This is a genomic window from Halorubrum sp. CSM-61, from assembly GCF_003781945.1.
Lineage (GTDB): Archaea > Halobacteriota > Halobacteria > Halobacteriales > Haloferacaceae > Halorubrum.
The window spans coordinates 464432-489671 of sequence record NZ_RJJW01000002.1 but is presented as its reverse complement, the minus strand read 5'-3'; the positions used below and the strand labels follow the sequence as shown (position 1 = coordinate 489671).

General features: G+C 65.9%; 22 protein-coding genes and 1 tRNA gene. 15 read left to right on the top strand and 8 right to left on the bottom strand.

The window, feature by feature from the left end; translation table 11 throughout:
• Positions 1–29: 29 nt before the first annotated feature.
• Positions 30–560 carry a nicotinamide-nucleotide adenylyltransferase gene (locus EDM04_RS05385; RefSeq protein ID WP_123620117.1) on the bottom strand — a complete coding sequence of 177 codons (531 nt, stop codon included), beginning with the start codon at positions 558–560 and terminating at the stop codon, positions 30–32.
• Between the two features lie 170 nt (positions 561–730).
• Between EDM04_RS05385 and lonB the strand changes: the two genes are divergently transcribed.
• From lonB to EDM04_RS05350, 6 genes are all read left to right on the top strand, one after another.
• Positions 731–3022 (top strand): ATP-dependent protease LonB, encoded by a 2292-nt coding sequence (gene lonB / locus EDM04_RS05380; protein ID WP_123620116.1) that lies wholly within the window; start codon positions 731–733, stop codon positions 3020–3022.
• Between the two features lie 23 nt (positions 3023–3045).
• Positions 3046–3999: a CPBP family intramembrane glutamic endopeptidase gene (locus tag EDM04_RS18680; RefSeq protein ID WP_206424428.1), complete on the top strand. Its 954-nt coding sequence runs from the start codon at positions 3046–3048 to the stop codon at positions 3997–3999.
• A gap of 46 nt (positions 4000–4045) precedes the next feature.
• Positions 4046–4828 carry a CBS domain-containing protein gene (locus EDM04_RS05365; protein WP_123620115.1) on the top strand — a complete coding sequence of 261 codons (783 nt, stop codon included), beginning with the start codon at positions 4046–4048 and terminating at the stop codon, positions 4826–4828.
• A gap of 67 nt (positions 4829–4895) precedes the next feature.
• On the top strand, positions 4896–5156 hold the full coding sequence (locus tag EDM04_RS05360) for a hypothetical protein (RefSeq protein WP_123620114.1): 261 nt from the start codon (positions 4896–4898) through the stop codon (positions 5154–5156).
• A gap of 86 nt (positions 5157–5242) precedes the next feature.
• The gene (locus EDM04_RS05355) at positions 5243–6181 is read left to right on the top strand and encodes an NOP5/NOP56 family protein (protein WP_123620113.1); all 939 of its coding nucleotides are present in this window, start codon (positions 5243–5245) and stop codon (positions 6179–6181) included.
• Positions 6178–6816 carry a fibrillarin-like rRNA/tRNA 2'-O-methyltransferase gene (locus EDM04_RS05350; protein ID WP_123620112.1) on the top strand — a complete coding sequence of 213 codons (639 nt, stop codon included), beginning with the start codon at positions 6178–6180 and terminating at the stop codon, positions 6814–6816. The genes EDM04_RS05355 and EDM04_RS05350 overlap by 4 nt, the downstream gene beginning before the upstream one ends.
• A 40-nt stretch (positions 6817–6856) precedes the next feature.
• Here the strand turns inward: EDM04_RS05350 and EDM04_RS05345 are convergent, their stop codons facing one another.
• Positions 6857–7243 (bottom strand): helix-turn-helix transcriptional regulator, encoded by a 387-nt coding sequence (locus EDM04_RS05345; protein WP_123620111.1) that lies wholly within the window; start codon positions 7241–7243, stop codon positions 6857–6859.
• Between the two features lie 94 nt (positions 7244–7337).
• Here EDM04_RS05345 and EDM04_RS18675 point away from each other — a divergent pair, with 94 nt between their 5' ends.
• Positions 7338–7757 carry a hypothetical protein gene (locus tag EDM04_RS18675; protein ID WP_206424427.1) on the top strand — a complete coding sequence of 140 codons (420 nt, stop codon included), beginning with the start codon at positions 7338–7340 and terminating at the stop codon, positions 7755–7757.
• 310 nt (positions 7758–8067) lie between these two features.
• Here EDM04_RS18675 and EDM04_RS05335 read toward each other — a convergent pair whose 3' ends face one another.
• The 3 genes from EDM04_RS05335 to EDM04_RS05325 all read right to left on the bottom strand — a co-directional run bounded on the left by EDM04_RS05335 (position 8068) and on the right by EDM04_RS05325 (position 9142).
• Positions 8068–8271, bottom strand: a complete 204-nt coding sequence (locus tag EDM04_RS05335; RefSeq protein ID WP_123620110.1) for a helix-turn-helix transcriptional regulator — start codon at positions 8269–8271, stop codon at positions 8068–8070.
• Positions 8268–8672 (bottom strand): DUF2178 domain-containing protein, encoded by a 405-nt coding sequence (locus tag EDM04_RS05330; RefSeq protein ID WP_123620109.1) that lies wholly within the window; start codon positions 8670–8672, stop codon positions 8268–8270. The genes EDM04_RS05335 and EDM04_RS05330 overlap by 4 nt, the downstream gene beginning before the upstream one ends.
• A 161-nt stretch (positions 8673–8833) precedes the next feature.
• Positions 8834–9142 carry a hypothetical protein gene (locus EDM04_RS05325; RefSeq protein ID WP_008004161.1) on the bottom strand — a complete coding sequence of 103 codons (309 nt, stop codon included), beginning with the start codon at positions 9140–9142 and terminating at the stop codon, positions 8834–8836.
• A 123-nt stretch (positions 9143–9265) separates the two neighbouring features.
• Between EDM04_RS05325 and nth the strand changes: the two genes are divergently transcribed.
• From nth to EDM04_RS05305, 4 genes are all read left to right on the top strand, one after another.
• Positions 9266–9967: an endonuclease III gene (nth, locus tag EDM04_RS05320; protein ID WP_123620108.1), complete on the top strand. Its 702-nt coding sequence runs from the start codon at positions 9266–9268 to the stop codon at positions 9965–9967.
• Between the two features lie 405 nt (positions 9968–10372).
• Positions 10373–10457: transfer RNA gene (locus EDM04_RS05315), tRNA-Leu, on the top strand.
• A gap of 279 nt (positions 10458–10736) precedes the next feature.
• Positions 10737–11885 carry a dimethylsulfone monooxygenase SfnG gene (gene sfnG, locus EDM04_RS05310; protein WP_123620107.1) on the top strand — a complete coding sequence of 383 codons (1149 nt, stop codon included), beginning with the start codon at positions 10737–10739 and terminating at the stop codon, positions 11883–11885.
• On the top strand, positions 11885–12481 hold the full coding sequence (locus EDM04_RS05305; RefSeq protein ID WP_123620106.1) for an NADPH-dependent FMN reductase: 597 nt from the start codon (positions 11885–11887) through the stop codon (positions 12479–12481). The genes sfnG and EDM04_RS05305 overlap by 1 nt, the downstream gene beginning before the upstream one ends.
• A gap of 91 nt (positions 12482–12572) precedes the next feature.
• Here the strand turns inward: EDM04_RS05305 and EDM04_RS05300 are convergent, their stop codons facing one another.
• The 3 genes from EDM04_RS05300 to EDM04_RS05290 form a co-directional block, all read right to left on the bottom strand.
• A complete protein-coding gene (locus EDM04_RS05300; RefSeq protein ID WP_123620105.1) occupies positions 12573–14240 on the bottom strand; it encodes an aldehyde ferredoxin oxidoreductase family protein in 1668 nt (555 codons plus the stop codon).
• 193 nt (positions 14241–14433) lie between these two features.
• Positions 14434–15456 carry an NADP-dependent oxidoreductase gene (locus EDM04_RS05295; protein ID WP_123620104.1) on the bottom strand — a complete coding sequence of 341 codons (1023 nt, stop codon included), beginning with the start codon at positions 15454–15456 and terminating at the stop codon, positions 14434–14436.
• 140 nt (positions 15457–15596) lie between these two features.
• Positions 15597–16739 carry a glycosyltransferase gene (locus tag EDM04_RS05290; RefSeq protein ID WP_123620103.1) on the bottom strand — a complete coding sequence of 381 codons (1143 nt, stop codon included), beginning with the start codon at positions 16737–16739 and terminating at the stop codon, positions 15597–15599.
• 424 nt (positions 16740–17163) lie between these two features.
• Between EDM04_RS05290 and EDM04_RS05285 the strand changes: the two genes are divergently transcribed.
• From EDM04_RS05285 to EDM04_RS05270, 4 genes are all read left to right on the top strand, one after another.
• On the top strand, positions 17164–18726 hold the full coding sequence (locus tag EDM04_RS05285; RefSeq protein ID WP_123620102.1) for a hypothetical protein: 1563 nt from the start codon (positions 17164–17166) through the stop codon (positions 18724–18726).
• Positions 18727–19067: 341 nt separating this feature from the next.
• Positions 19068–20114, top strand: coding sequence for a VCBS repeat-containing protein (locus tag EDM04_RS05280; protein ID WP_321169369.1), 1047 nt, complete (start codon positions 19068–19070; stop codon positions 20112–20114).
• Between the two features lie 268 nt (positions 20115–20382).
• Positions 20383–23157: a twin-arginine translocation signal domain-containing protein gene (locus tag EDM04_RS05275; RefSeq protein ID WP_123620100.1), complete on the top strand. Its 2775-nt coding sequence runs from the start codon at positions 20383–20385 to the stop codon at positions 23155–23157.
• 75 nt (positions 23158–23232) lie between these two features.
• A complete protein-coding gene (locus EDM04_RS05270) occupies positions 23233–24993 on the top strand; it encodes an asparagine synthase-related protein (RefSeq protein WP_123620099.1) in 1761 nt (586 codons plus the stop codon).
• Positions 24994–25240 lie beyond the last annotated feature (247 nt).

Sequence of the window (25240 nt, the reverse complement as noted above, 5' to 3'; positions counted from 1 at the left end):
GGAGCGGGCGGAAACCGTCGCGGGGGCGGTCAAGCGTCGGAGGGGGCTTCGCCGTTCGCGTCGGTCTCCGCGATCCGCCGGATGCGCTCGACGCCGCCGATCTCCTCGATCACGTCGACGACGGTCTCCGGGACCAGCGCCTGCCAGTCGCGGCCGTGGATCATCCGCTCGCGGAGCTCCGTCCCCTCCAGCACGTCGCGGCGGAACATCGGGGAACCGCGGACCTCGACGCCGGCCTCCTCGAACAGCCGGACGACGAGCGGGTTGTTCGAGTACGCCACGTCGAACCGCGGGGTCATGCTCTGGACGTGGCTCACCCACACGGAGTTGCGTTCGAGGTCCTCGATCGGGACGACGTAGGTGGTGACGTCGAGCTCCTGGACGGCCTTCGTCACCATCATCACGCGCTCGCCGGCCGTGAACGGGTTACGAGTGGTGTGGGAGTCGCCGGCCGAACCGATCCCCAACACGAGCTCGTCGACCTCGGCCGCGATCTCCTCGACCATGTGTCGGTGGCCGTCGTGAAACGGCTGATACCGCCCGATGTAGAACCCGCGCATGGATCCACGTAGCGAGGGCCTCGTTTATAAACTCAGTGGGAACCCTCGAAACCCGATATCGTGGGATCTAGGCCGTATCTGCATCGTTTTTGGAAACCTGTACGGTTCGTCCGCGGGGAGAAAGTATATCAGTAGCCGACCCGTCGTTTTTCGTAGCGAATCCCGATTCTATGAGCAACGAAAAGGACGCGAACGACCCGCCGACCGAGGACCCCGAGGAGCCGGACGACTCCGGCGTCGGGATCCCGGACTCGACGGGGAACGGCGAGGACGCCCGCGACGACGGCGCCCGCGCGCCGAGGGACGAAGGGGTCGACGAGCCCGACGGCGCCGGCGACACCAGCGACCCGGACTCCGAGGAGGAGTCGGTCGCCGGCGACCCGGCCGAGCCCGACGAGGTCTGGGACGACGGGGTCGTCGTCGACGGACCCGGACCGGACGGCGCCGAGACGGGCCGCGAGGAAGCGAACGGCGCCACCCCCGAGGGTGACGCCGAACCAAGCGAGGGCGGCATCGACGACCTCGGCAGCACCGTCGAGGTCGAGGGCGCCGAGATCGAGGAGGACCCCGACGAAGACGACCTCCTCGGCGGGCTCAAGATCGACACCACCGCCGAGCTCGAGATCCCCGATCGGCTCGTCGACCAGGTCATCGGGCAGGAGCACGCCCGCGACGTGATCATCAAGGCGGCCAAGCAGCGCCGCCACGTGATGATGATCGGCTCGCCCGGGACCGGGAAGTCGATGCTCGCGAAGGCGATGTCCGAGCTGCTCCCAAAGGAGGAGCTCCAGGACGTGTTAGTCTACCACAACCCGGAGGACGGCAACAAGCCGAAGGTCCGGACCGTCCCCGCCGGGAAGGGCGACCAGATCGTCGACGCGCACCGCGAGGAGGCGCGCAAGCGCAACCAGATGCGGTCGCTGTTGATGTGGATCATCATCGCCGTCGTGTTGGGCTACGCGCTCATCATCGTCGGCCAGATCCTCGTCGGCATCATCGCCGCCGGGGTCGTCTACCTCGTCTTCCGCTACCTCAACCGCGGATCGGACGCGATGATCCCGAACCTGCTGGTGAACAACGGCGACACGAAGACCGCGCCGTTCCGCGACGCGACCGGCGCGCACGCCGGCGCGCTGCTCGGCGACGTCCGGCACGACCCGTTCCAGTCCGGCGGGATGGAGACCCCCAGCCACGACCGCGTCGAGGCCGGGGCCATCCACAAGGCGAACAAGGGCGTGCTGTTCATCGACGAGATCAACACGCTCGACATCCGTAGCCAGCAGCACCTCATGACGGCGATCCAGGAGGGCGAGTTCTCGATCACGGGCCAGTCCGAGCGCTCCTCGGGCGCGATGGTCCAGACCGAGCCCGTCCCGACCGACTTCGTCATGATCGCGGCCGGGAACCTCGACGCGATGGAGAACATGCACCCGGCGCTGCGCTCCCGCATCAAGGGGTACGGCTACGAGGTGTACATGGAGGACACCATCGAGGACACCCCGGAGATGCGCCGGAAGTACGTCCGGTTCATCGCCCAGGAGGTCGCGAAGGACGGCCGCCTGCCGGAGTTCTCGGCGGAGGCCATCGAGGAGGTCATCCTCGAGGCCAAGCGCCGCTCCGGCCGGAAGGGCCACCTCACCCTCCTGTTCCGGAACCTCGGCGGACTCGTCCGCGTCGCCGGCGACATCGCCCGCGGCGAGGACGCCGAGCTCACCACCCGCGAGCACGTGCTGCAGGCGAAGGGGCGCTCGCGCTCCATCGAACAGCAGCTCGCGGACGACTTCATCGAGCGCCGGAAGGACTACGAGCTGCAGGTCTCCGACGGCTACGTCGTCGGCCGCGTCAACGGCCTCGCCGTGATGGGCGAGGACTCCGGGATCATGCTCCCGGTGATGGCCGAGGTCGCGCCCTCGCAGGGGCCCGGCGAGGTCATCGCCACGGGCCAGCTGAAGGAGATGGCCCAGGAGTCGGTGTCGAACGTCTCCGCGATCATCAAGAAGTTCTCCGACGAGAACATCTCGGAGATGGACATCCACATCCAGTTCGTGCAGGCGGGCCAGCAGGGCGTCGACGGGGACAGCGCGTCCATCACGGTCGCGACCGCCGTCATCTCCGCGCTGGAGAACGTCGGCGTCGACCAGAGCCTCGCGATGACGGGCTCGCTGTCGGTGCGGGGCGACGTGCTCCCCGTCGGCGGCGTCACCCACAAGATCGAGGCGGCCGCGAAGGCCGGCTGCACCCGGGTCATCATCCCGCAGGCGAACGAGCAGGACGTGATGATCGAAGACGAGTACGAGGACATGATCGAGGTCATCCCGGTCTCGCACATCAGCGAGGTCCTCGACATCGCCCTGGAGGGCGAAACCGAGAAGGACTCGCTCGTCTCCCGGCTGAAGTCGATCACGGGATCGACGCTGAAGGAGGGGAGCGTCTCGGGTCCCTCCAGCCCGAGCCCGCAGTAGGGTAGCCGCCCTCACCAACTCCGATGCCCGACTGGGCGACGTTCGCGGTCGCGACCGTCGCCCTGACGCTGCTGCTTCTGTTCTTCACCCGTCGCTCTCGACGCCTCCTCGAGAGCGCTCGGTTCGTCGATTCGCGGAGCGAGGTCTCCGACGGCGACCGCGACAGCAACCGCGACCGCGACCGCGACACCGACCGCGACAGCGACACCGACCGCGACAGCGACACCGACCGCGACAGCGACACCGACCGCGACAGCGACACCGACCGCGACAGCGACACCGACCGCGACAGCGACCTATCCCCGAACGCCGCCCGACAGAATCGGCCGGTCCTCACGACGCGACTCCTCTTGGTCAACGCGACCGTCTCCCAGGCGGTCGCGTTGACCGTCCTCGCCGCGATCGCGTGGTGGACCGCGGTGCCGGCGTCGGCGTTCGGGATCGGCGGGTCCCACCCGACGCTCGGCGCGCCGGCGGTCGCGTCTTTCGGGGCCGCCGCCCTCGTCGCCCTCGGCGTCGGCGCGGGGCTCGCCCTCGCCGCCGGCAACGAGGCGGTCGCGCGGCTGGGCGCTCGGGCCGGCGTCGCGCCCTCGACGCGGCTCCGCGAGGCGATGTCCCCGACCGATGTCGGCGAGTGGGCCCTGCTTCTCGGCGTCGCCCTCCCGGTCGTCGCGGTCTTCGAGGAGGCGCTGTTCCGCGGCGCGTTAGTGGGCGCGTTCGCGGTCGGCTTCGCGCTCGATCCGTGGCTCCTGGTCGTCGGCTCGTCGGTCGCGTTCGGGCTCGGCCACGGCGCGCAGGGGCGGCTCGGGATCGCCGTCGCCGGCGGGCTCGGCGCCGCGCTCGCGGGGCTGTTCGTCGCCACCGGCAGCCTCCTCGCGGTCGCCGTCGCGCACTACGTCGTCAACGCGGCGGAGTTCGTCGCGCACGAGCGACCCGGGACCGCCCGGACCGGCTCCGAGTCGGGCGGCGGGGAGTGACGCCGCCTCCGGCCCCTTTTTACTGCGGCGACGCCAACGTCGGACGATGAGCGGGAAACCGACCGTCGGCGAGTACATGACCCGCGACGTCGAGACCGTGAGCCCCGACGAGAGGGTCGGCGAGGTCGCGCGGCGCATGGCCGAGAGCAACGGCCACAACGGGTTCCCCGTCACGCAGGGCCGGACGGTCGAGGGGTTCGTCTCGGCTGCCGACCTCCTGCTCGCCGACGACGAGGCCCCCGTCTTCACCGTGATGTCCGACGACCTCATCGTCGCGCACCCCGACATGAAGGTGACCGACGCCGCGCGCGTCATCCTCCGGTCCGGGATCCAGCGGCTCCCGGTCGTCGACGACGCCGACAACCTCGTCGGGATCATCTCGAACACGGACGTGGTGCGCTCGCAGATCGAGCGCGCCACTCCGAGCAAGGTGGGCAAGCTGATGCGCACGCTCGAACAGATCCACGGCGTCGGGCTCTCGGAGGAGCGCCGCGAGGTGGAGCTTACCGACCTCACGCCCACGCAGGCCCGCGTGTACGCGGACGAGCTCGAGGGGCGGAAGTACGAACTGAAACGCGGGCTGGCGGAGCCGCTCGTCGTCATCGACAACGGCGGCACGCTCCACCTCGCCGACGGCCACCACCGCGTGATGGCGGCCCACGAGGCCGGGATCGACGAGATGGACGCATACGTGATCGTTCCCGACCACCCGGTCGACCTCGGGATGGCCAAGACCGCCGAGAAGGAGGGGCTCGCCGACATCACCGACATCGAGATCGTCGATTACGCGCGGCATCCCCTCGTCGAGACGACGAAGCGGCTGCAGTGACCTCGCCGCAAGGTTTCGTCCTTACACCGACGACAGGTTTTTGAGAGTTCGCAGCGAAGTGACGCGTATGAAATCCCGAATCAAGGGCGCGCTGTCACGAGCGAAGTACGCGGCGGTCGGGGCGGCGGTGGGCGCCGCTATCGGCGGACTGGTCAGTCGAAACGCGGCGAGCACCGGGGGCGCGCTCGGCGGGCTCGCGGGCGCGACGCTCGCGGACCTCCGAAGCGGGGCCGACGGCGTCTTCGCGGAGTTCCGGTCCGGCGGCGACGACTCAGAGGAGGCCGACTCCGACGACGCGGGCGCGACGATCGAGCTGACCGACGAGTAGCCGGGACGCAAGCCCGGTTTCCGCCAATCCCTTCTTCCGCCCCGTTTCGGGAACGCCTATACGACCGGGCGAAGTAGCCACGGGCAATGACCGACACCGAAGACGACGCCGAGACCGGTCCCGGCGCCGGCTGGTTCGCCGGCGGTTCGCCGGCCGGCTCCGACGCGAGGGGCGACGAGGGGTCGCTCCGCGCCCGAATCGCCGACGGCGAGGCCGACGGGCCGCGCGACTGGCCCGGTCTCGCCGTCGACTCCGGATTCGTCGACTCGCGCGACGACTACTACGACCGCCTCCACGAGGCGTCCGTGGCGGCGACCCGCGAGGCGGTCCGCGAGCGCGAGCGCGCAGACGATCAACAGCTCGTCCACGCGGTACGGGCCTTAGACGACTGCGAGCGCACCGCCAACGAGCTGGCCGAGCGCGCCGCCGAGTGGGCCGGGAGCCTCTTCGACGACGTCGATCCGGGGGTCGAAGGCGCCCGCGCCGTGGCGAAGCGGGAGCCCGACGGCGAACTGGAGCGGCGGGCGGTCTCGCTCGCGACGCGGGTCGTCGGTCTCGCCGACGAGCGCGACGCGCTCGCCGAGACGATCGAACGGACCGCGCCGGCGGTGGCGCCGAACCTCGCCGAGATGGCCGGTCCGGAGCTCGCGGCGCGGCTGATCGCCTTGGCAGGCGGGTTAGAGTCGCTCGCGAAGAAGCCCTCCGGGACCGTGCAGGTGCTCGGCGCGGAGGACGCCCTGTTCGCGCACCTCTCCGGGCGCGCCCCCTCGCCGAAACACGGGATCATCTACACCCACGAGTACGTGCGAAACACCCGGCCCGAGGACCGCGGATCGGCGGCGCGGGCGCTCGCGGGCAAGCTGACCCTCGCGGCTCGGGTGGACCACTACTCGGGCGAGCGCCGCGAGACGCTCCACGAGGAGCTCCGCGAGCGGATGGCGACGATCCGGGCGCGGGCAGAGGGGGAGAAGGGCGACGACGGGAGCGATGGCGACGCCGACACGGACGCGGGGGGTGACGCGTGAGCGACCCCGAGCTACCGGCGGGCGTCGAGCGACGCGAGATCGACGGGGAGACCCGGCTGGCGACCCGCGGCCCGCCGGTGTACGGCGAGCCGACCGCGGACGGGTGGCGCGCGTGGGACCCCGGCCGCTCGAAGCTCGGCGGGATGTTCGAGCTCGGGTTCGAGACGGGCCTGTCCGGCGGCGAGACGGTGTTGTACCTCGGCGCGGCCAGCGGGACGACCGTCAGCCACGTCGCGGACTTCGCGGGGCCCACGTACGCGGTGGAGTTCGCGCCGCGCCCGGCGCGGGACCTCGTCGAGGCGGCCGAGCCCCGCGACCGGCTGTTCCCGCTGTTGAAGGACGCGCGGACGCCGACCCGGTACGCGCACGTCGTCGAGAGCGACGTGGACGCCATCGTTCAGGACGTGGCGACGCGCGGACAGGCCGAGGTCGCCGCGCGCAACGCCCGGTTCCTCGCGGACGACGGGCGGCTGCTGCTCGCGATCAAGGCGCGCAGCGAAGACGTGACGGCGGCTCCGGAGACGGTGTTCGAGAGCGCCCTCGACCGGCTCCGAGAGGCCTACGAAATTCTGGAGACGGGACGGCTGGACCGATTCCACGAGGACCACCTCGGCGTCGTGGCGACGCCGCGGTAGGGTCGGGGTACGTGGTGGGAGGTCTCGACGCGTCTCAGTTCTACACCGCCTCGGATCGCTCGTTGACTGCCTCGAACAGCTGCGGCACGAACGTCTCTGCAAGCGGCGAGAGCTCGTATACTCGCGTCTTTCCGTTTCGGAACTTCCCGACGAGACCGGCGTCCTCCAGAGTGTTGAGGTGGTGGTACAGGTCGTTTTGGCGGCGATCGAGAGCGCTCGCCAGCTCGCCGCTCTCGATCTGACCTTCCCGAGATAGCAGGTACAGGAGCGTGAATCTGGTCGGCTCGCCCATCGCTTTGAGTCGCTCGGCCTCGCGATCGAGATCGAGCGCGTCGTTGAGTAGCTCTGATTCGACTCGCTCGTACCCCTCTGGGCGGTTGTCGCCGACTTCGGCCAGCGCTTCGTTTTCGACTTCCCGTTCGTTCATACGCGTGTGTTAGACGGCAAGACGGATATACTTAATCGTCGTTAAGGAAGAGCGGGCAGTATTGATATACGAAGCGGTGTCGAGACCAGAAACGATGTCAGATCTCGAGATGTACAGAGAAACGCCGATTCGGGACGCCGTGGTCGACTCCGTTCCATGGGCGACCGCCTCCGACGTACTCGTCTTCCTGATGGGTCCGTATCGCCTGCTGGACCCGTCGTATCTCTATCCCGACGACGACTATCCGCTACCACCAGACCCGCTCGCTCCCGAGAGTGACGACGTTGCTCCCGACAGGATTCAGGCCACCCTCAGATCGATCTGTCGAGAGGTCTCGAAGGGGACCCAAGCAGCGGTTTTCATCGCCAGCGACGTCGATATTCCGACGAAGCGAGAAGTCGCGACCGAAGAACTCGCCGAGCCCGGAATGGCGGTGATCGATCAGTCCGTCGCATTCGCGAAGGCAAGCGACGGAAACGCGTTCGTCTTCACGAAAGCGGGTCTCACGACTTGAGCCGGCGCCGAAGCTGGCGCGGTTCCGGAGTATTTCGATCTTCGAGAACCCACAGTACGGCGACGCGACCCGAAGACATTCTGCATCTTTTCCGAAGCGGACCGAAGCAGTGGGAGACAAAAGACGTACGAGCCGAAGTTCAGCAGTGCGTCGATCGACGAGATGGACGACGCCTACAGCCTGCGCTTCCGATATTTCGCCGATCGAAAAGAACTGGAAGACAAGCTTATCGATTTTATCGAATCGTACGTCATCCCGATTTCATAGCACGATTCGGCGGGGCTGTCACCGCGTGTGACCGCACAAGTCCTCAGCGGTCTTCGTCCGCCGGATCGAACAGGTCCTCGATCCGGCAGCCGAAGTGGGCGGCCAGGTCGAAGGCGAGCTCCAGCGAGGGGTCGTAGCGCTCGCGTTCGATCGCGTTAATCGTCTGGCGGGTGACGCCGACGGCGGCGGCGAGGTCGGCCTGACTCTCGCCGGTCTCCGCGCGTCGCTCGCTGATGTCGTTTCTCATGTGCGGTACTTGTGGTAGAGCACGGACGCGCCGTACACGACGTAGATCGCGAACAGCGTCCACATCGCGCCGTGGAACTCGCCGGGAAGTGTGACGAGCCCGCTCTCCTGTAACACGAGCCCGCCGGGCGCGCCGAGCACGAAGACGTTCATCGTGTTCCGACCGGCCTTGCGCTCGATGGCGGCGTCGCGCTCGTCGTACAGGTCGACGGGGCTGAACCGCTGGACGAGCCCCATGCCGATGCCGCCGGCCCAGTAGAGGGCGACGCCGATCGCGAACCGATCCAGGGCGATGGCGATCCACAGCGCGAGGATGCCGGCGCCGAGCAGTCCGTAGGCGATGCGTTTGTATCGTTTCCGCGTGGAGGGCCGCGTCGTCGCGGGGGCGGTGTGTTCGTTCATGGTGGCGCGTAAAGCGAGTAGGGACGGGCTGGAGCCGGGCGGGAGTCTAGTGTAAAGCTCGCTTTACAGTAAAGGAGACTTTACGTTAGACAATAAATCTATCGCTGGTGAGGGTTCTGAGGGTCGCCTGCGAGCGGTTGCGGCGTCTAAAAACGCTTCAGTCACCACGTCGGCGGCGAGAAGCCGGCGTCTTCGAGGATCGGCTTCCAGCGTTTCTGGACCGAGAGCCGGGAGACGTCCATCGCGTCGGCGACGGCGGACTGCGACCGCTCCTGCCCGCGGATCAGCGCGGCGGCGTAGAGGCTGGCGGCCGCGGCGACGCGCTTCCCGCGATCGTCCTCGGGGGCGCGCGACAGGAACAGGTCCGTCGCCGTCGACAGCGTCTCCTCGTCGAGGTCGAGCGTCGCGCACGCGTCGTCGAGCCGGTCGATCCACGCCGCGTTGTCGACGCGATCGCTCGCGCGGTACATACTCTTCAGTTGGGCGTACCGGGTTAAAAAGGTCGCGCGGCGGACGGGGGGAGTGCAAGCGCGCGGAGCCGCCCGGCTCTCCCGGGTCGTCGCCCTCAAGTCCGCGCCGCCCGTAGCGCGGGTATGCCGACGCACGCGTGGACCGAATCGGAGGTTCGCGAGCTTCACGACGACCTGGTGTCGCTGTACGAGCCGGTGGACCGCGTCGCCGAGCACGGCGCCGACCCGACCGCCGAGCCCGGCGAGGGCGTCCGGCAGCTGGTGACGACGATCCTCTCGCAGAACGTCGCCGACGCGAACACGACGCGGGCCACAGAGGCGCTGTTCGACCGGTACGACGACTTCGCGGCGATCGAGGCCGCCGACCGCGAGGATCTGAAGGAGACGATCCGCGTGGCGGGGCTCGCCGACCAGAAGGCCGCCCGGATCCAGCGCGCGCTGGCCGCGATCCGCGAGGAGACCGGCGGCGCGTACTCGCTGGCGTTCCTCGACGCGATGGCGACCGACGACGCGAAAGACTGGCTCACCGAGATCAAGGGCGTGGGGCCGAAGACCGCGAGCGTCGTGTTGAACTTCCACTTCGGGAAGCCGACGATGGCGGTCGACACCCACGTCGAGCGCGTCTCCAAGCGGTTCGGGTTAGTCCCCGAGTCGGCGTCGAATCAGGCGGCGCACGACCTGTTGGACGAACAGGTGCCCGACGAGTTGATCTACCCGCTGCACGTGCTGTTGATCCGGCACGGTCGCGAACGCTGTTCGGCGAGAGGTGCGGACTGCGACAACCCGGTGTGTGACGCGTACTGCGACTGCGAGTACTGTTCGTAGGTGGGATCGGTGACGGACATCTTCACCGTCCCAGCTGCTGGCTTATAAGCGGTTGACTGCAGATCGACGGTGAAGGCCTGCAAAGCCCCAGCCGCGAGGACTCGATGCGCTCGTTGCGGTCCTCGGTCGCTCGCGGCGCTCGCTCCCTGTGGTCCTTACGTCGCGCGTCTTCGTCCTCGCGACTGCCCCTTTGAGTCCCACCCCGCACTGCACGGCACCGCAGCCTCACGCCTCCCCAACCTCGTCGCTGGCACCCTCCGCTTCGCTCCGGGAGCCAGCGACTCCCTCGCGCGTGCTCCTCGGCCGCGGGGCGGCCTCACAGGCACGCGCCACCGCACTTATACAGATGTGTCGCCGTCGGCGGTTCGTCAGGTTCTTGAGTCGGTTTCGCCTACGCTCGGTCGCGCGCGGGTTGCCGAGCCAGGCCAAAGGCGTAGCGCTTAGGACGCTATCCCGTAGGGGTCCGCCGGTTCGAATCCGGTCCCGCGCACTGAGCGAAGGAGCGTAGCGACTGAGCGAGGGAGCAGGAGCGGATTTGAGCCCCGCGAGAAAGGCGCAGCGAACGAAGTGAGCGAGCATTTCTCGCCTCGGTTCGAATCCGGTCCCGCGCATACTGCTTCTCTGAGCGGGTTTCCGATCCGGGTCGAACCGATTACTGTCGATTCTTGCCGCTGACGGGATTCCCGCACAAACGCGGCCGCTATCCGGGAACCCCGTCAGGGTTGGCCGCGGCGGACCGGATTAAGGCGATACGGGGAGACGAGCGCGTATGGACACCGAATTCGCGTACTGGGTGCCGAACGTCAGCGGCGGGCTGGTGGTCTCGGACTGGGAGACGGAGACGGACTGGACGTACGACTACAACCTCGATCTCGCCCGGCTGGCGGAGTCGGTCGGGTTCGACTACGCGCTCGCGCAGGCGCGCTTCTTCGGCAGCTATGGGGCGGACAAACAGCTGGAGGCGCTGTCGATCGCCAACGCGCTCGCCGCGCAGACCGACGAGCTCCACGTGATCGGCGCGGTCCACCCCGGGCTGTGGGAGCCCGGTCCCCTGGCGAACTTCATCTCGACCGCCGACCGCATCAGCGACGGTCGCTTCTCGATCAACGTCGTCTCCGGCTGGTTCAAGGGAGAGTTCACCGGCTTCGGCCAGCCGTGGCTCGAACACGACGAGCGGTACGCCCGCTCGTCGGAGTTCATCGAGGTGCTGCAGGCGCTATGGACCGAGGAGCGCGCGACCTACGACGGTCGGTTCTACACCATCGGGAGGGACATCGAGGGCTTCGAGGGCGCGCCGCTGGAACCCAAACCGGTACAGGACCCGTACCCGCAGGTGTTCCAGGGCGGGAACTCGCAGGCGGCCCGCGAGATGGCCGCGAAACACGCGGACGTGCTGTTCATCAACGGCGGGAGTCTGCAGGAGATCCGCGCCGTCATCGACGACGTGGAGGACTACGCCGAGGAGTTCGGCACGGAGCCGCCGCGGTTCGCCGCGAACGCGTTCGTCATCCAGCGCGACACCGAAGACGAGGCCAAGGCGGTCTTGGAGGGGATCATCGAGAACGCCACCGACGAGGCGGTCGACGCCTTCAAAGACCAGGTGAAACAGGCCGGTCAGTCGTCCGAGGCGGGCGAGGGGATGTGGGCCGATTCCGAGTTCGAGGATCTGGTCCAGTACAACGACGGCTTCAAGACCGGACTCATCGGGACCGACGACCAGATCGTCGAGCGGATCCGGAAGCTGGACGCGATCGGCGTCGACGTCGTCCTCGCGGGCTTCCTCGACTTCGAGAAGGAGCTCGAACGCTTCGGCGAGACGATCATCCCCGCGATCGACGACGCCGACCCGCTCGACCCCGACGAGGTCGACGCGGTCGACGAGATCGAGGACGTCGGTGGCGCGAAGGTGGCCCGGTAATGGCAGACCGGACGCTCCTCGGGATCGTCGGCAGCGTCTCCGCCGACTCCCGGACGCGTACCGCGGTCGAGGTCGCACTGGCCGCGGCGGCCGAGCGCGACGACGTGGAGACCGACGTGCTCCACCTCGCCGACTACGACCTCGACACCGCGGACGGGCGCGGAATCGACGGTTACGAGGGCGACACCGCCGAGGCGCTCGAGTCGATCGTCGAGGCCGACGCCTACGTCGTCGGGACGCCGGTGTACCGCGGCTCGTACTCGGGGGCGCTCAAGAACCTCCTCGACATGGTGCCGCGCGGCCAGTGGCAGGGCGACGCGGCCCCCTTCGAGAACGCGGCGGTCGGGCTCGTCGCGACCGGCGCGACGGACCACCACTTCCTCGCGGTCGATCAGGAGCTCCGTCCGGCGTTCGCGTTCTTCGGCGCCCATACGGTCGGGGGCGCCGCCTACGCGAACGGGGACGACTTCGACGAGGGCGAACTCGTCGACGACGCGATCCGCGAGCGCCTCGCGACGCTCGGCGAGGCCACGGTCGAACTGTCGGAAGCGATCGACGATTCGGAAGCCCTCGGGTCGCTGGGACCGGCAATCTGAACCGTATTTCGAGTCGATTCGTCGGCACCGCCGCGAGCGCGGCGGCCGCCGAGCGGTGCAGTCTCAAGCAGTCCCGGAGGGGACGGAGGATCTACGCCGGGAGCGCCGATTCCGGCACTGTCCCGTCGTCGTTCCACCCGCGGAGCGCGTAGTACGAGTCGATGGCGTCGTCGAGGCCGGGGAGCTCCTCGGCGTACGGGAGCCGGTCGTCGTCGCCGTCGATCCCCCGCCGGTTGTTGAAGTGGCGCTCTAACGTGACGGTCCGCGCGCCCGCCGCGAGCAGCTCCTCGAAGTCGGCGTCGAAGAGCAGCTCGTAGCGCTCGGGCGTCATGAAGTCACGGGAGAACTTGCAGACGACGCCGCTGTCGTTGAGCGCCATCAGGTTCTCGCGCTGCACGAGGCGCTCGGCCTTCCCCTCGAACCCCGCGGGCTCCATGGCCTCGTCTTCCTCGACTAAGGGGTACTCCACCGAGTAAAAGGTCGCGTACATGTGGTCGGCGCCGCGGTTCGCGACCGCGTACGAGAGCGCCTGCCCGTGGAGGAGTCGCCCCTCGTGGGCCGCGAAGTCCATGTTCTTCACCGACCAGTTCCCGACGCCGAGGTCGTCGTGGACCCGGCCGACCCCCGCCGCGAGGTGGTCGCCCACGCCCTCGCGGTGGGCGATCTTCTCGACGAGGTCCCAGATGAGCTCGCGGTTGCCGAACTCGTCTTCGGCGGCGAGGTACGCCGCGATCGTGTTGCCGGCGGAGATGGCGTCGAGCCCGTACTCGTCACAGAGCCGGTTCGACTCCATCACGTCCACGATGTCGTCGACGCCCGAGTTCGAGCCGAACGCCATCGCCACCTCGAACTCGGGGCCCTCGGTCTCGACGCCGCGCGCCTCGTCGCGGGTCGGGAGCTTGCAGGCGAACGCGCAGCTGGAACAGGTGGCCTTCTTGTACTTCTTCTCCGCGACGGCGTCGCCGTTGATCCCCTCGACGCCCTCGAAGGAGCGCTCGGAGAAGTAGTACGACGGCAGTCCGTCCATCTCGTTCGCGAGATCCATCACCGCCACCGTCCCCTGCTGTTTCATGATGTGGTCGTCGGTGGCGGCCTCGCGGTGGACCTCGTTGGCGGTCGCGTCGATCGATATCTCCGGGGCCGAGTCCCCGCCGAACGTGACGGCCTTGACGTTCTTCGAGCCGAGGACCGCCCCCAGCCCGCCGCGGCCGAACGCGCGCTCCTCGGTCGTCATGACCGACGCGAACCGGACCTCGTTCTCGCCGGCCGGCCCGATCACCGCCGTTCGGTCGCTTGAGAGACCGTATTCCTCCTCCATGTAGCCGGTCGTCTCCGAGACCGTCGCTCCGGCGAGCTCCGGCACGGCCTCGAACTCCACCCCGTCGTCGCGCACGTGGACGACGACCAGCTCGTCGCTCTCGCCGGCCAACTCGATCGCGCCGTACCCCGTTGCCGCGAGGTGGCGAGAGACGAAGCCACCGGCGTTCGACGAGAGCAGCCCGTCCGTCAGCGGCGAGAGTGCGGTGCAGTTCGTCCGCCCCGTGAAGCTCATCTGCGACGCCTGCATCGGCCCGGTGGTGAACACGGCGCGGTTCTCGGGACCCAGCGGGTCCGCGTCGAACGGGATCCGCTCGTGTGCCAGCCGCGTCGCGACGCCCCGCCCGCCGATGTATCGCTCCTGAATCCCCGCGATGTCGGTCTCCGTCGTCGTCCGCTCGCCGACGTCGATCGACAGCAGCGGTCCGGTACCGTGTAGCATGTTCGCGTGTCCGCGGACGCGGTACAAAAACCCCGATCCAAGGGGAACAGACTGGGGGGTTCGAAGGCTGTCGAGCCGTCTTCCGCGGTATCGTCTCGCCCCGTCCCGTTCCGCCCCGTCCCGTTCCGTCCCGACCCGTTCCGTCCCGACCCGTTCCGCCGCGCGGCGGTGCCGACGGACCGGCCGCGTCTCGCTACTCCTCGTCGGCGGCCGACACCCGGACCACCTGCTTACCGATGTTGTCGCCCGAGAAGAGCCCGAGGAAGGCGTCGGGGGCGTTCTCCAATCCATCGACGATCGTCTCCCGGTGTTCGAGCCCCCCGTTCGCCACCCACCGACCGAGCCGCTCGCTGGCCTCGCCGAACCGGGTCGCGAAGTCGCTCACGAGCAGCCCCTCGACGCGCGCTCGCACCGCTATCAGCCCCGGGAGCTTGCGCGGCCCGGTCGGGACCTCCTCGTCGTTGTAGTGGGCGATCTGTCCGCAGACCGCGACGCGCGCGTCGAGGTTCAACTTCGTGAACACGGCGTCCGTGATGGGCCCGCCGACGTTGTCGTAGTAGACGTCCACGCCGTCGGGCGCGGCCTCGTCGAGCGCGGCGCGGTAGTCGTCGGTCGCCTCGTAGTTGATCGCGGCGTCGAAGCCGAGGTCGTCCGTGAGCCAGTCGGTCTTCTCGTCGGTGCCGGCGAAGCCGACCACGCGACAGCCGTTGCGCTTGGCGATCTGGCCGACGACCGAGCCGACCGCGCCCGCCGCGCCGGAGACGACGACCGTGTCGCCGGGCTTGGGCTCGCCGACCTCAAGCAGCCCGAAGTAGGCGGTCCGCCCGGGCATCCCGAGGACGCCGAGGTACGCCTCCGGATCGGCGACCGTCGGGTCGACCGGCGCGACGTCGTCGGCGTCGAGGGTCGCGTAGTCGGCCCACCGGCCCTCGCCCGTCACGAGGTCGCCCGCCTCGTGCGCGTCGCTCTCGCTCTCGATCACTTCGCCGACGATCCCGCCCTTCAGCGCGTCGCCCACGTCCCACGGCTCCGCGTAGGACTCGGCGTCGCGCATCCGCCCGCGCATGTACGGGTCGACCGAGAGGTATCTGGTTCGGACGAGGAGCTCTCCGGAAGCGGGGGAGGGTGCGTCCGTCTCTCGCAGTTCGAAGCAGTCCTGATCGGGCTCGCCGTCGGGTCGCTCGGCGAGCAGCCACTCGCGGTTGGTGTTCGTCACGAGCACGGTTGGGGTATGAGACGGAATAGCGTTTGGACGCCAGCAGTCTCCGGGGGTTGGAGAAGCGCCGTCGGCGAGCGGTCAGAAGACCGTGGTCGGATCACCCCTCGCACGGCGGGAACGCCGACTGATCGCGAACGCTACGCCGTCTCGTCACTCCGTGTCCCCCGCGCGTCGGCGGTTTCCTCTCCGTCGAGCGCGTACACGTTCCGCGTCCGTTCGGCGACGTGGTCCCAGTCGAGCGCCCGGATCACGTCCCGGTTCCGCCGTCCCATCTCTCGGAGCCGCTCGCGGTCGTCTATCGCCTCTCGAAGCGCCACTCGGAGTCCCGTAGCGTCGTTCGGATCGTACAGATACCCGCCCTCGGAGCCGATCAGCCCGGGGAGACACCCCAGCGTCGGCGCCACGACGGCGCGTTCGAACGTCATCGCCAGTACCGCGCTGCCGGAGGTGAGCACCGAGTCGAAGGGAAGCGCCACCGCGTCCGCGGCGTTCATGTACACCTGGATCTCGTCGTCGGGGACGTACTCGAGGACCGTGTGAATCCGATCGTCGCCGGTGGCGGCCTCGCGAACGCGGTTCGCAACGTCTTCGTTCCACGGGTTCCCGACGACGAGGAGCCGGGCGTCCCCGGAAACGCGCTCGAACGTCTCGATCAGCCTCGGGACGTTCTTGTAGGGTCGGATCATCCCGAAGAAGGCGATGACGGGCACGTCCGGCGGGAGGCCGAGTCGATCGCGGGCCGCCGACTGCGAGGTGTCGTTCTCGTAGGCGTCCGAGAAATGCCCGTGGGGAACGACGCGGATGCGGGTCGCGACGCGCTCGGGAAGCCGGTACGTCTCCGCGACGGATCCGACCGCCTCCTCGCAGTGAACGACGATCCTGTCGACGAGCCGCGCGACCGCGTGCCTGACCGCGAGCTCGCTGCGCGGGGTGACTCGCTCGTGGTCGAGGATGTTGTGAACCGTCCAGACGAGCCGGACCCCGAGCGCCCGCAACACCAGGAGTTCGAAGACGAGTCTCACACCGAGCAGCACGGTGAACACCGCGGGAAACCGGCGCTTCGTGGTGACGAAACGGTCGAGCCAGTGAATGTGGAAGACGTCCGGAACCCCGTGACGACGGACGCCCGCGAGGAGCGGAAACGCCCACCCGCCGGCCGTCGCCGCGACGTCGACGCCGCGGTTCTCCAGCGCCGCGATCAGCTCGGACTGATACGGGTTCGAGTCCCTGTAATCCGGGCACATCAACACCGAAATCCGGTCGTCGTCGGGGTCAGTCATGCCACCGTCCGGTCGTGCTCTCCGACATCGTACGTCCGACGACACCGACTACAGGTATTGTTATGAGGTTTTGAACGGATCGCAGTCGCCGTTCCGTCTCGGAATCGACGGACCAGTCGTCGGCGGGTCGAGCGACTGTGAGTGCGGATCGACTGACCCTCGCTCTCGGAGAAACGAACTCGAGTGAGCACTGGTACTGTCTTGGCTCGGTAATTCAACGGTCATAAGAATGAACTCGACCCGAGTATCTTCCAGAAGGTCGGGGATCACTCTTGAGGCCGGTAATCCGGTATAAAGACTGCTTAGAAACGGAGCTATAGTTGTTCGATAAAGTGTGTTGAGATTCGGTTGTTCTCGTTACTCCATCAATAAGACCGCATATGATATTCATAATTAATTAGATACTATTGGATTACTCGGTAGGATGGACCGGCGCAGGCTGTTGGCTACTAGCGGGATTGCGTTACTTGGAGGGATTGCGGGGTGCGCTCGGAGAAACGATCAGACGCCTGAGCCGGATCCGGATGAGATTGTGACCCGATTCGAAAACGTGGTTCATCTTGTTGAGGAGGGCGCCGATGACACCGGCGAAGAGCCGATAAACGACCTCGTCACCGAGCACGTCGACGACGACACCCTGCTCGTCTTGGACGAGGGGAGGTTCGCGCTCGAACAGCTGATCGTCGACGATTACAGCAACTTCGGGATCACTTCTGTCGAGGGGGCGATGCCGAAACTCGTTCCCGCCGGAACGATGGAAGAGGTCGGTGAGTACTGGCTCGTACTTCACGGTGAAGACATCTTCTTCGGGGGATTCGAATATGACTTTACGGCCGATCGCGTCTGCGGTCGGACTCAGGTTATCGCCAACGGGGGCGGGTTCGAGGTCTTCGACATCCACGTCCGGGGACAGGTATACCAAGTCACCCCCTTCCGGTTCGGCGTCCGGGATCCGAATGGAGTCGGTAACGTTCGACGAGTTATCGACCGCGACGGCGCACGAACAGGCGATAGAATGTCAGGTCTCTTCGTCGGCGCCGAACACGCGGGGGAGTTACACTTCGTCGACTGCGAGATGTGGCACTTTCCGAGTAAGGGGATCTACGCGAGCAACCCCGGCGAAGACATCCCGGACGCCGGCGGTGGAGAGGTCCACGTAGAAGGCGGTGTCTTCAAAAACAACAACGTCGGGGGAATACGTATCGGTAGCGAGGGCTCCACTGTTCGAGACGTGACGTTCGTCGTAGAGGACACGCTCGAGGGGGAGAACGTCACCTGGGAAGAGCCGATTCCGCTGTTGCCGCCGGACGGCCTTAGCAACACCCGCGGACTTCGATTGAAGAGCGGCGGAAGCGTCCTCGTTGAGGGGTGTGTTTTCGATTACGAGATCGGATCGGGCGATGGCGTCCTCACGGTCGCGGGCTCACACGGCGATTCGACGGTGCGGAACTGTTGGATTCGATCGGAGTCAGCCGATTTGTCACCGGTTCGGCTGAAATCGTCGTCAAAGCCGATGGACTTCGAGTCGGTTTCGATCGTCGGTACCGGCGGAGGAGTCCCGGCCGTCCGGATGGTCGGTCGCAGCGGAACCGCGTTCCGGAATTGCTCTATCGAAGCGTGTGGCGAAGGAAAAAACGGCGTCGAGCTGGTCCGTACCGACCGGTGTATTTTCGAGAACACACCCATCGAGAGCGAAGGCCTTCCGGTCGTGTTCTTCGAGGAGAGACGCGGGGAGTTTTCTCCCTACATCCACCGGCTAACCATCGGCAGAAACGGAGCGTCCGAGCCACCGGGGTACGCGGTCACAGTCAACGAGCGGATCATCGAAGCCCCCGAGGGAGCCGAGGTTTCCAACGGCCGGACCGTCACCGGTGTCCTTAGCGAGGAGACAGCCTCGATAACCTTCGCCGGTCAAGTGGCTGAACTCCGGTTCGACGGTGAAACGGAAATGTGCTTTGAGTATGTCAGCCAGAGGAATACGCCGTGAGGGGTCGTCTCCCCGCCGTTCTCGGGTTGATATTTTGCTCGGAACCCACGACGAGCCGCTGGAGAGAATGATAGAATCCGAAGATTCGACCTCTGAACCGGCCGAATAAGCGCGTTCCGGGTTTGGGGACTCCCTCTCGGTGAGGTAGCGCGAGCGTGTACTCGCAGTACCGGTGGACCACGTCGCAGTAGCGCGGTAGACGGGTTATAACGAAATGAAGTTCCGTTCCTCGTACAGGAGTGAGGTTCGAACACGAGACCATTGATGACGATCCTCCGTGCGGGCGGCTGAGTTCATGCCAAGTAACGGATTTGACGGGTAACGGCCTCCCTGACGTCATCGTGACCGGGACGGGAGCGATCCCGATGGTTTCTCTCGCCGGGAAGGAAATTAGCCTCCGAAAACTCCCCGGAATGGAGCGGGTGTTCGCCGCCCTCGAGACGAACATCTTCTGGTACGAGAACCCGGGATGGGAGCGACACGAGCTCTCGACGGAGTCGGGACTACACCCCGATGTCGGATCGGCGCTACATGACGTGGACGGTGACGGCAGGACGGACCTCCTGATCGGGCAGGGGTACGGGCACTCCGATCTCTACTGGTACCGTCAGCCGCGTGACCCGCGCGAACCCTGGCCACAGCATTTCATCTCGGACAGGTTCCAGAAGTACCACGACCTCGTCGTCGGCGACGTGGACAACGACGGGGACCCCGAACTGGTGGGCCTCTCTCAAGAGGCTGCGACGCTGTTCTACTACGACATCCCGGACGACCCGACCGTGGAGCCGTGGCCGGACGCTAACTGCACAGTCGTCGACGACGAGAGGTCGGCGGAGGGGCTCTACGTGGGAGACATCGACGGCGACGGTCGCAACGAACTGGTCGCCGGAACCGCCATCTACCGCCGCGACGGGGAGACGTGGTCCCGCGAGCAGTTCGCGACCGGCTGGGACGACGTCCGCCTGGCCGTGGCGGACATCGACGGCGACCACGCACCGGAGATCATTCTCAGCGAGGGAGACTCCCCGACCTACGGGACCCACCCCGGCCGCGTGGCTTGGTTCGATCCGCCGGACTGGGACCCGACGTTCCTCGCTGACGACCTGTTCTGTCCGCACAGCCTCCAGGTCGCCGACTTCAACGGAGACGGTCACTTAGACATCTTCGTCGGCGAGATGAGCCTGGGCGAGAACCATCGGGTAACCCACTACCTCTTCGAGAACCGAGGCGACGGCACGTTCGATAAGCAGACGCTCGCCGGAGAGTTTCCGACTCACGAGGCGAAGGCGGCCGACCTCACCGGCGACGGCCGAGTCGACATCGTCGGGAAATCGTACACTCCCAACCACCACGTCGACATCTGGGTCAACACACCTGACACCGAGTAGGAACAGCCAGTGAAAGTCGTTCCCGATTCCATGGGGAGTTAGCCTCGCGAGGAACGATGGATCGGAATCGCTTATGAAGCAGTTAATACGTAATTAACACGCTTTCTATGGCCTCTATAACCGAAATTTAGCATAACCCGTATCCACGAAGAAGTGTCGTTTTAATAGAAAATGCGTTTCTTTTAAATTTGTTTCTGTGATATTCATACAGTTCAGAATATATAATTAACGATACGTTTATCCCCGGTAGGATGGCATTAACACCTGCATGGCACGCAAGCTGGCAAGCGAGAACGGCGATAGCGACAGGTATGTCCAGGACGGGGAATCGAATGGAGATCAGGGCGACGCTGGCGGGACCCTGCTAAACAGGCGGGGGTATCTGCAAATGGCGGCCACAGCAGTCGGGGCCGTTGCGGGCGGTTCGATGTTGAGCGGTAACGTAGAGGCCGCGACAAGCCGAGACTCTTTCCAGTTCGACAAGGTCCTACACGCGGTCGACGACATCGGTCTCGATCCGACGGGTTCCGAACCGATGGGGTCGAAGCTCGAAGCGGCGGCGGACGACAACACGCTGATCGAGTTCCCCGACGGCGAGTTTCTCATGGATTGGACCGATCTGCGACAGGATCTGAACCACTTCGGGTTGGCCGCGGCGTCGGGAGCGTCACCGGTCCTCAAGCCGGCAGGAACGATAGACGAATACGGTAAACTCGGGCTGTGGATCGCCGGATCGAACCTGCTGATGGAGGGGTTCACGATCGATGTCAACGGTCCCGACCGCGGTATGGCCACGGCGCTCAGGGCTCAGGATGGGACGCTGCTTATTCGAGATATTCACATCGTCGGTCTGTGGAACACCGCCGAAAATCCGTTCCACGTGAAGGTCGTGAATCCGGACCAGGAAGGGTTGATCACGAACGTAATCGCAAACGACGGGCAGGAGACCGACCACTCCGTATCGGCGAACCCGGTCAAAGTCGAAGTCGAACACGCCGGCGACCTCCACATCACCGACTGTGAGTTCAGCCACTGGGGGAAAGCGATCTACGATCCGTCCAGCCAGCGGTCACCGCTCGAGCGCGGTTACGACGTCGGTGACGGGAACATCCACGTCGACAACTGTTATTTCCATAATAACAACAAAGCGTCTGTTCGAACCGGCTCCGGCTCGACTATTAGGAACAGCAAATTCGTGGTGGACGACAGCACCGACGGAGAGACGGTCACCTGGGAGGACCCGGTGCCGACAAATGACGGGATCGTCAACGCGCGTCACATCCGCTGTAAAGGTGACCTCGGTGACACCGGCGTGACGATCGAGAACTGCACGTTCCTCCACACGTCTTCGGCGCCCGGCAGCGGTATTATTCGGTCGTCATCGCGCGCCGGCGGGCACACCGTCCGGAACTGCTCGATCCGCTGCGATTCCGTGAACATCGACCCGATTCGATTCGGGGGGGATTCCACGAACACCGGCCCGTCGACGTTCGAGGACGTGACTATTGTCGGGACCGGCGGGCGCGGACGGGCCGCGTACGTCTACAGACGAGACGAAATGGAGTTCCGGAACTGCTGTTTCAGTCTCTCGGACGACGGTCAGGATGGAATCGTGTTCATCGAGTCGAACGATGTAGCGGTCGTCGATTCGGACATCGACGTTCCGAACGACGCGGTGGTTTTCCACGATACCACCGGGACGACCAAGAACGTGACTCACGACGGCTCGTGCACGATTGAAGACAGCACGACCGACAGCGACGAGAGTACGACGGATGACGAGAGCACGACCGACGACGGGAGTACGACCGACACCGAAAGCGAGACGACGCTCTCGCAGACGGTGACCGTTCGAGGCACTGGCACCGATGTCGACTACACCATCGAAACCACGGACGGTGTCGTCGCCGGCGGTGGGGACAACACCGTCTCCAACCCGGAGACGACCGTCAGTGACACCGTCGCTGGCGACGGGGAACACTGGTTCTGGTGGGACGGCGACATCGTGAACGTCTCGCTGTCCGACGACGCCGAACTCTATGTCAACGGCGAAGCGGTCGATCCGGGAAAGTGGGACGCCGACGACGACGGGAGCTCGACGGACGACGAGAGCACGACGGACGACGAGAGCACGACGGACGGCGAGACGACGCTCTCGCAGACGATGACCGTTCGAGGCACTGGCACCGATGTCGACTACACCATCGAAACCACGGACGGTATCGTTGCTGGAGGTGGGGACAACACCGTCACTGACCCGAAGACGACCGTCAACGGCACCGTCGCTGGCGACGGGGAACACTGGTTCTGGTGGGACGGCGACATCGTGAACGTCTCGCTGTCCGACGACGCCGAGTTCTACGTCAACGGCGAAGCGGTCGATCCGGGAAAGTGGGACGCCGACGACGACGAGAGCACGACCGACGACGGGAACTCGACGGACGACGGGAACTCGACGGACGACGAGAGCACGACGGACGACGAGAGCACGACGGACGACGGGAACTCGACGGACGACGAGAGCACGACTGACGACGGGAGCACGACCGACAGCGAGGGCGAGACGACGCTCTCGCAGACGGTGACCGTTCGAGGCACTGGCACCGATGTCGACTACACCATCGAAACCACGGACGGTATCGTCGCCGGCGGTGGGGACAACACTGTCTCCAACCCGGATCTGAAAGCCAGCGGCACCGTCGCTGGCGACGGGGAACACTGGTTCTGGTGGGACGGCGACATCGTGAACGTCTCGCTGTCCGACGACGCCGAACTCTACGCCAACGGCGAAGCGGTCGATCCAGGGGCGTACGCGTTCCCGCACGCAATCGTCGTCGAGGGGAGAAACGCCGAGAGCGCCTACGAGTTCGACGTGACCGGTAGTGTGAAGAAGAGCCAACTGCTCGGATCGATCGAAGAGGGCGACGTGGTCGCTGACGGCTCGGTCAGTGGATCGGTCGATGCAGACCTGGACGGCTACCGGTTCTCCGGCGAGCTGACGCGTCTGAAGATCAAAGGTGACGCCTCCGTCTCCTTCAAGTAAGAAAAACCGGGTGACGCTCATCGGCCAGTAAGAGCGTCATAACAAGGTGCCGCGATTCCCTTTTTCCGGGACGAAATGCCCGGAATTCTCGGCGGAAACGTCGACGAGGTCGGAGTGAACGCGGTGGCAGAGCCGATGCGCCACGAGCAGTGGTACGAATTCGATCGGGTTCAAACCGGCCGATTCGAACTGGGCGTGGTTCACCACGGCGACCGGGATCCGGCGAGCGACCTGTTCTGGGAGGGCGACGATGCCGCTGGCGTTCTCCACGGCGTCGTGACGGACGCCCCCGTCGAGGAGGGCTCTCCCGAGCGGCTCTTCCGGCGTCTCCTCGACGAGCCGGCGGAGACGCTGTCGGCGATGGACGGACTGTTTAGCGTCGCCTGTGCCGACGAGGAGACGTTTGTCCTCGCGACCGACAAGAACGGGAGTCGCCCCTGCTATTACGCCCGTGAAGGCGATATGCGGTTCAGTTCCGAACTGAAGAGTCTCGTTCCGGTGCTCGAGTCGCCGTCGGTGGACCTTCGCGCGCTCTCTGATTTGCTTACGTTCGGCTACGTGTTGGGTTCGACAACCCTCCTCACCGAGGTGGCGGAGCTTCGACCCGCCCACGTCCTCACGGTGAGTGACGGAGACCGGTCGATCGAGCAGTACTGGGAGCCCGGATTCGAACTGACGCCGGTGGCGAACTATTCCGATCAGGTCGACCGCGCGTATAGTCGGTCGGTGGATTCCGTTGTGGACACGATCGACACGCGGACTGGCCTCTGGCTCTCCGGCGGCCTCGATAGCCGCATCCTGGCCGGGAAGTTGACCGACGCGGACCACCCGTTCCGGGCGATGACGTACGGTCCGACGGATTCAGACGAGTTCGACGCGGCGGAGCAGGTCACCGCCACGCTCGGTGTCGACCACGACCAAATTACGCTCGGACCGCCGTCGGCGTTCGCCGCGCACCTCGACCGTGCGATCGGGCTCACCGACGGGATGATCTCTTGGACGTACCTCCTCAATTTCGTACACATCCTAAACGAACTCGCCGACGTGGTGGATGTGACCCTCGAAGCGGCGCCGCAAGACACGTACATGGGACACGATCTGAGCGACGCCGACGCGCGGAAACTCGAGAGCGAGTCTGTCGCCGATCGCCTCTTTCAACGGTACGGAAAACTGGATCCCGACCAGAGCCGGATGCTGCTTAACGACAGTATCGATGACCCGCTGGCCCCTCTTCGCGACGAAGCCGACGTTACGTCAGCTGAGACTCCGGAGAACGTCTATCGCAGCGTTGTCTGGAACGTCCTCGCGTATTCGCACTTTCGAAGCAGCGGCGTCATGCGGAGTCAGGTCGGGACGAGAGTACCGGCTGTGTCGAGCGACTTCCTTGAAACCGCCGCGAAGCGACCCGCCGAATACAACCAGCGGAGCGTCCCCTTCACCGACGGTGCAGTTCCGATGGCGACGACCCGGATCAAGTTCGATCTCGTCCGACAGATGGACGAGTCCATGGCTCAGATCCCTTATCAGCTGTCGGGGCTCCCGGCGTCGTATCCACAGTGGGCACACACCATCGGAATGGGCCTCCGTGAATCACTCAAGCGCGTCCAGACGGGACAGCCCGGCTGGACGGCGGTCATCGGTCACTGGTATCGGACCGATCCGGCGCTGAACAGTCGCCTCAACGAGCTTCTTGATGCCGCAAGCGAGCGACCGGAGTTCAACGCTGCGGCCATCAGAGCACTTCAGCAGGAGCACTTGAGCGGACAAGAGAACAACATCGACGCCATCGCCGCCATCACGACTTCCGAGAGCTGGCGTCAGCAGTACCTCGACTGAGGATCGGTATCGGTTCCCAGTGAAAGTGTGGCGCTCCCAGCGGTCGTCACGGTACCGTTAGTAATCATCAGAGAGCACGGAGCTCTGTTACGAAAACGGATCGCCGATAACACCCTGCTCGTGTTTCCCGAAGAGTATATCGAGTGGAGCAGACCGACGCCCAGTCTTGAGACTGGGTAGGAGTTTCTGTTCGCTGTATACCGGGGTGTCGTCGATGCGTTCGGACGCGTCAAGGAGCATCGACAGC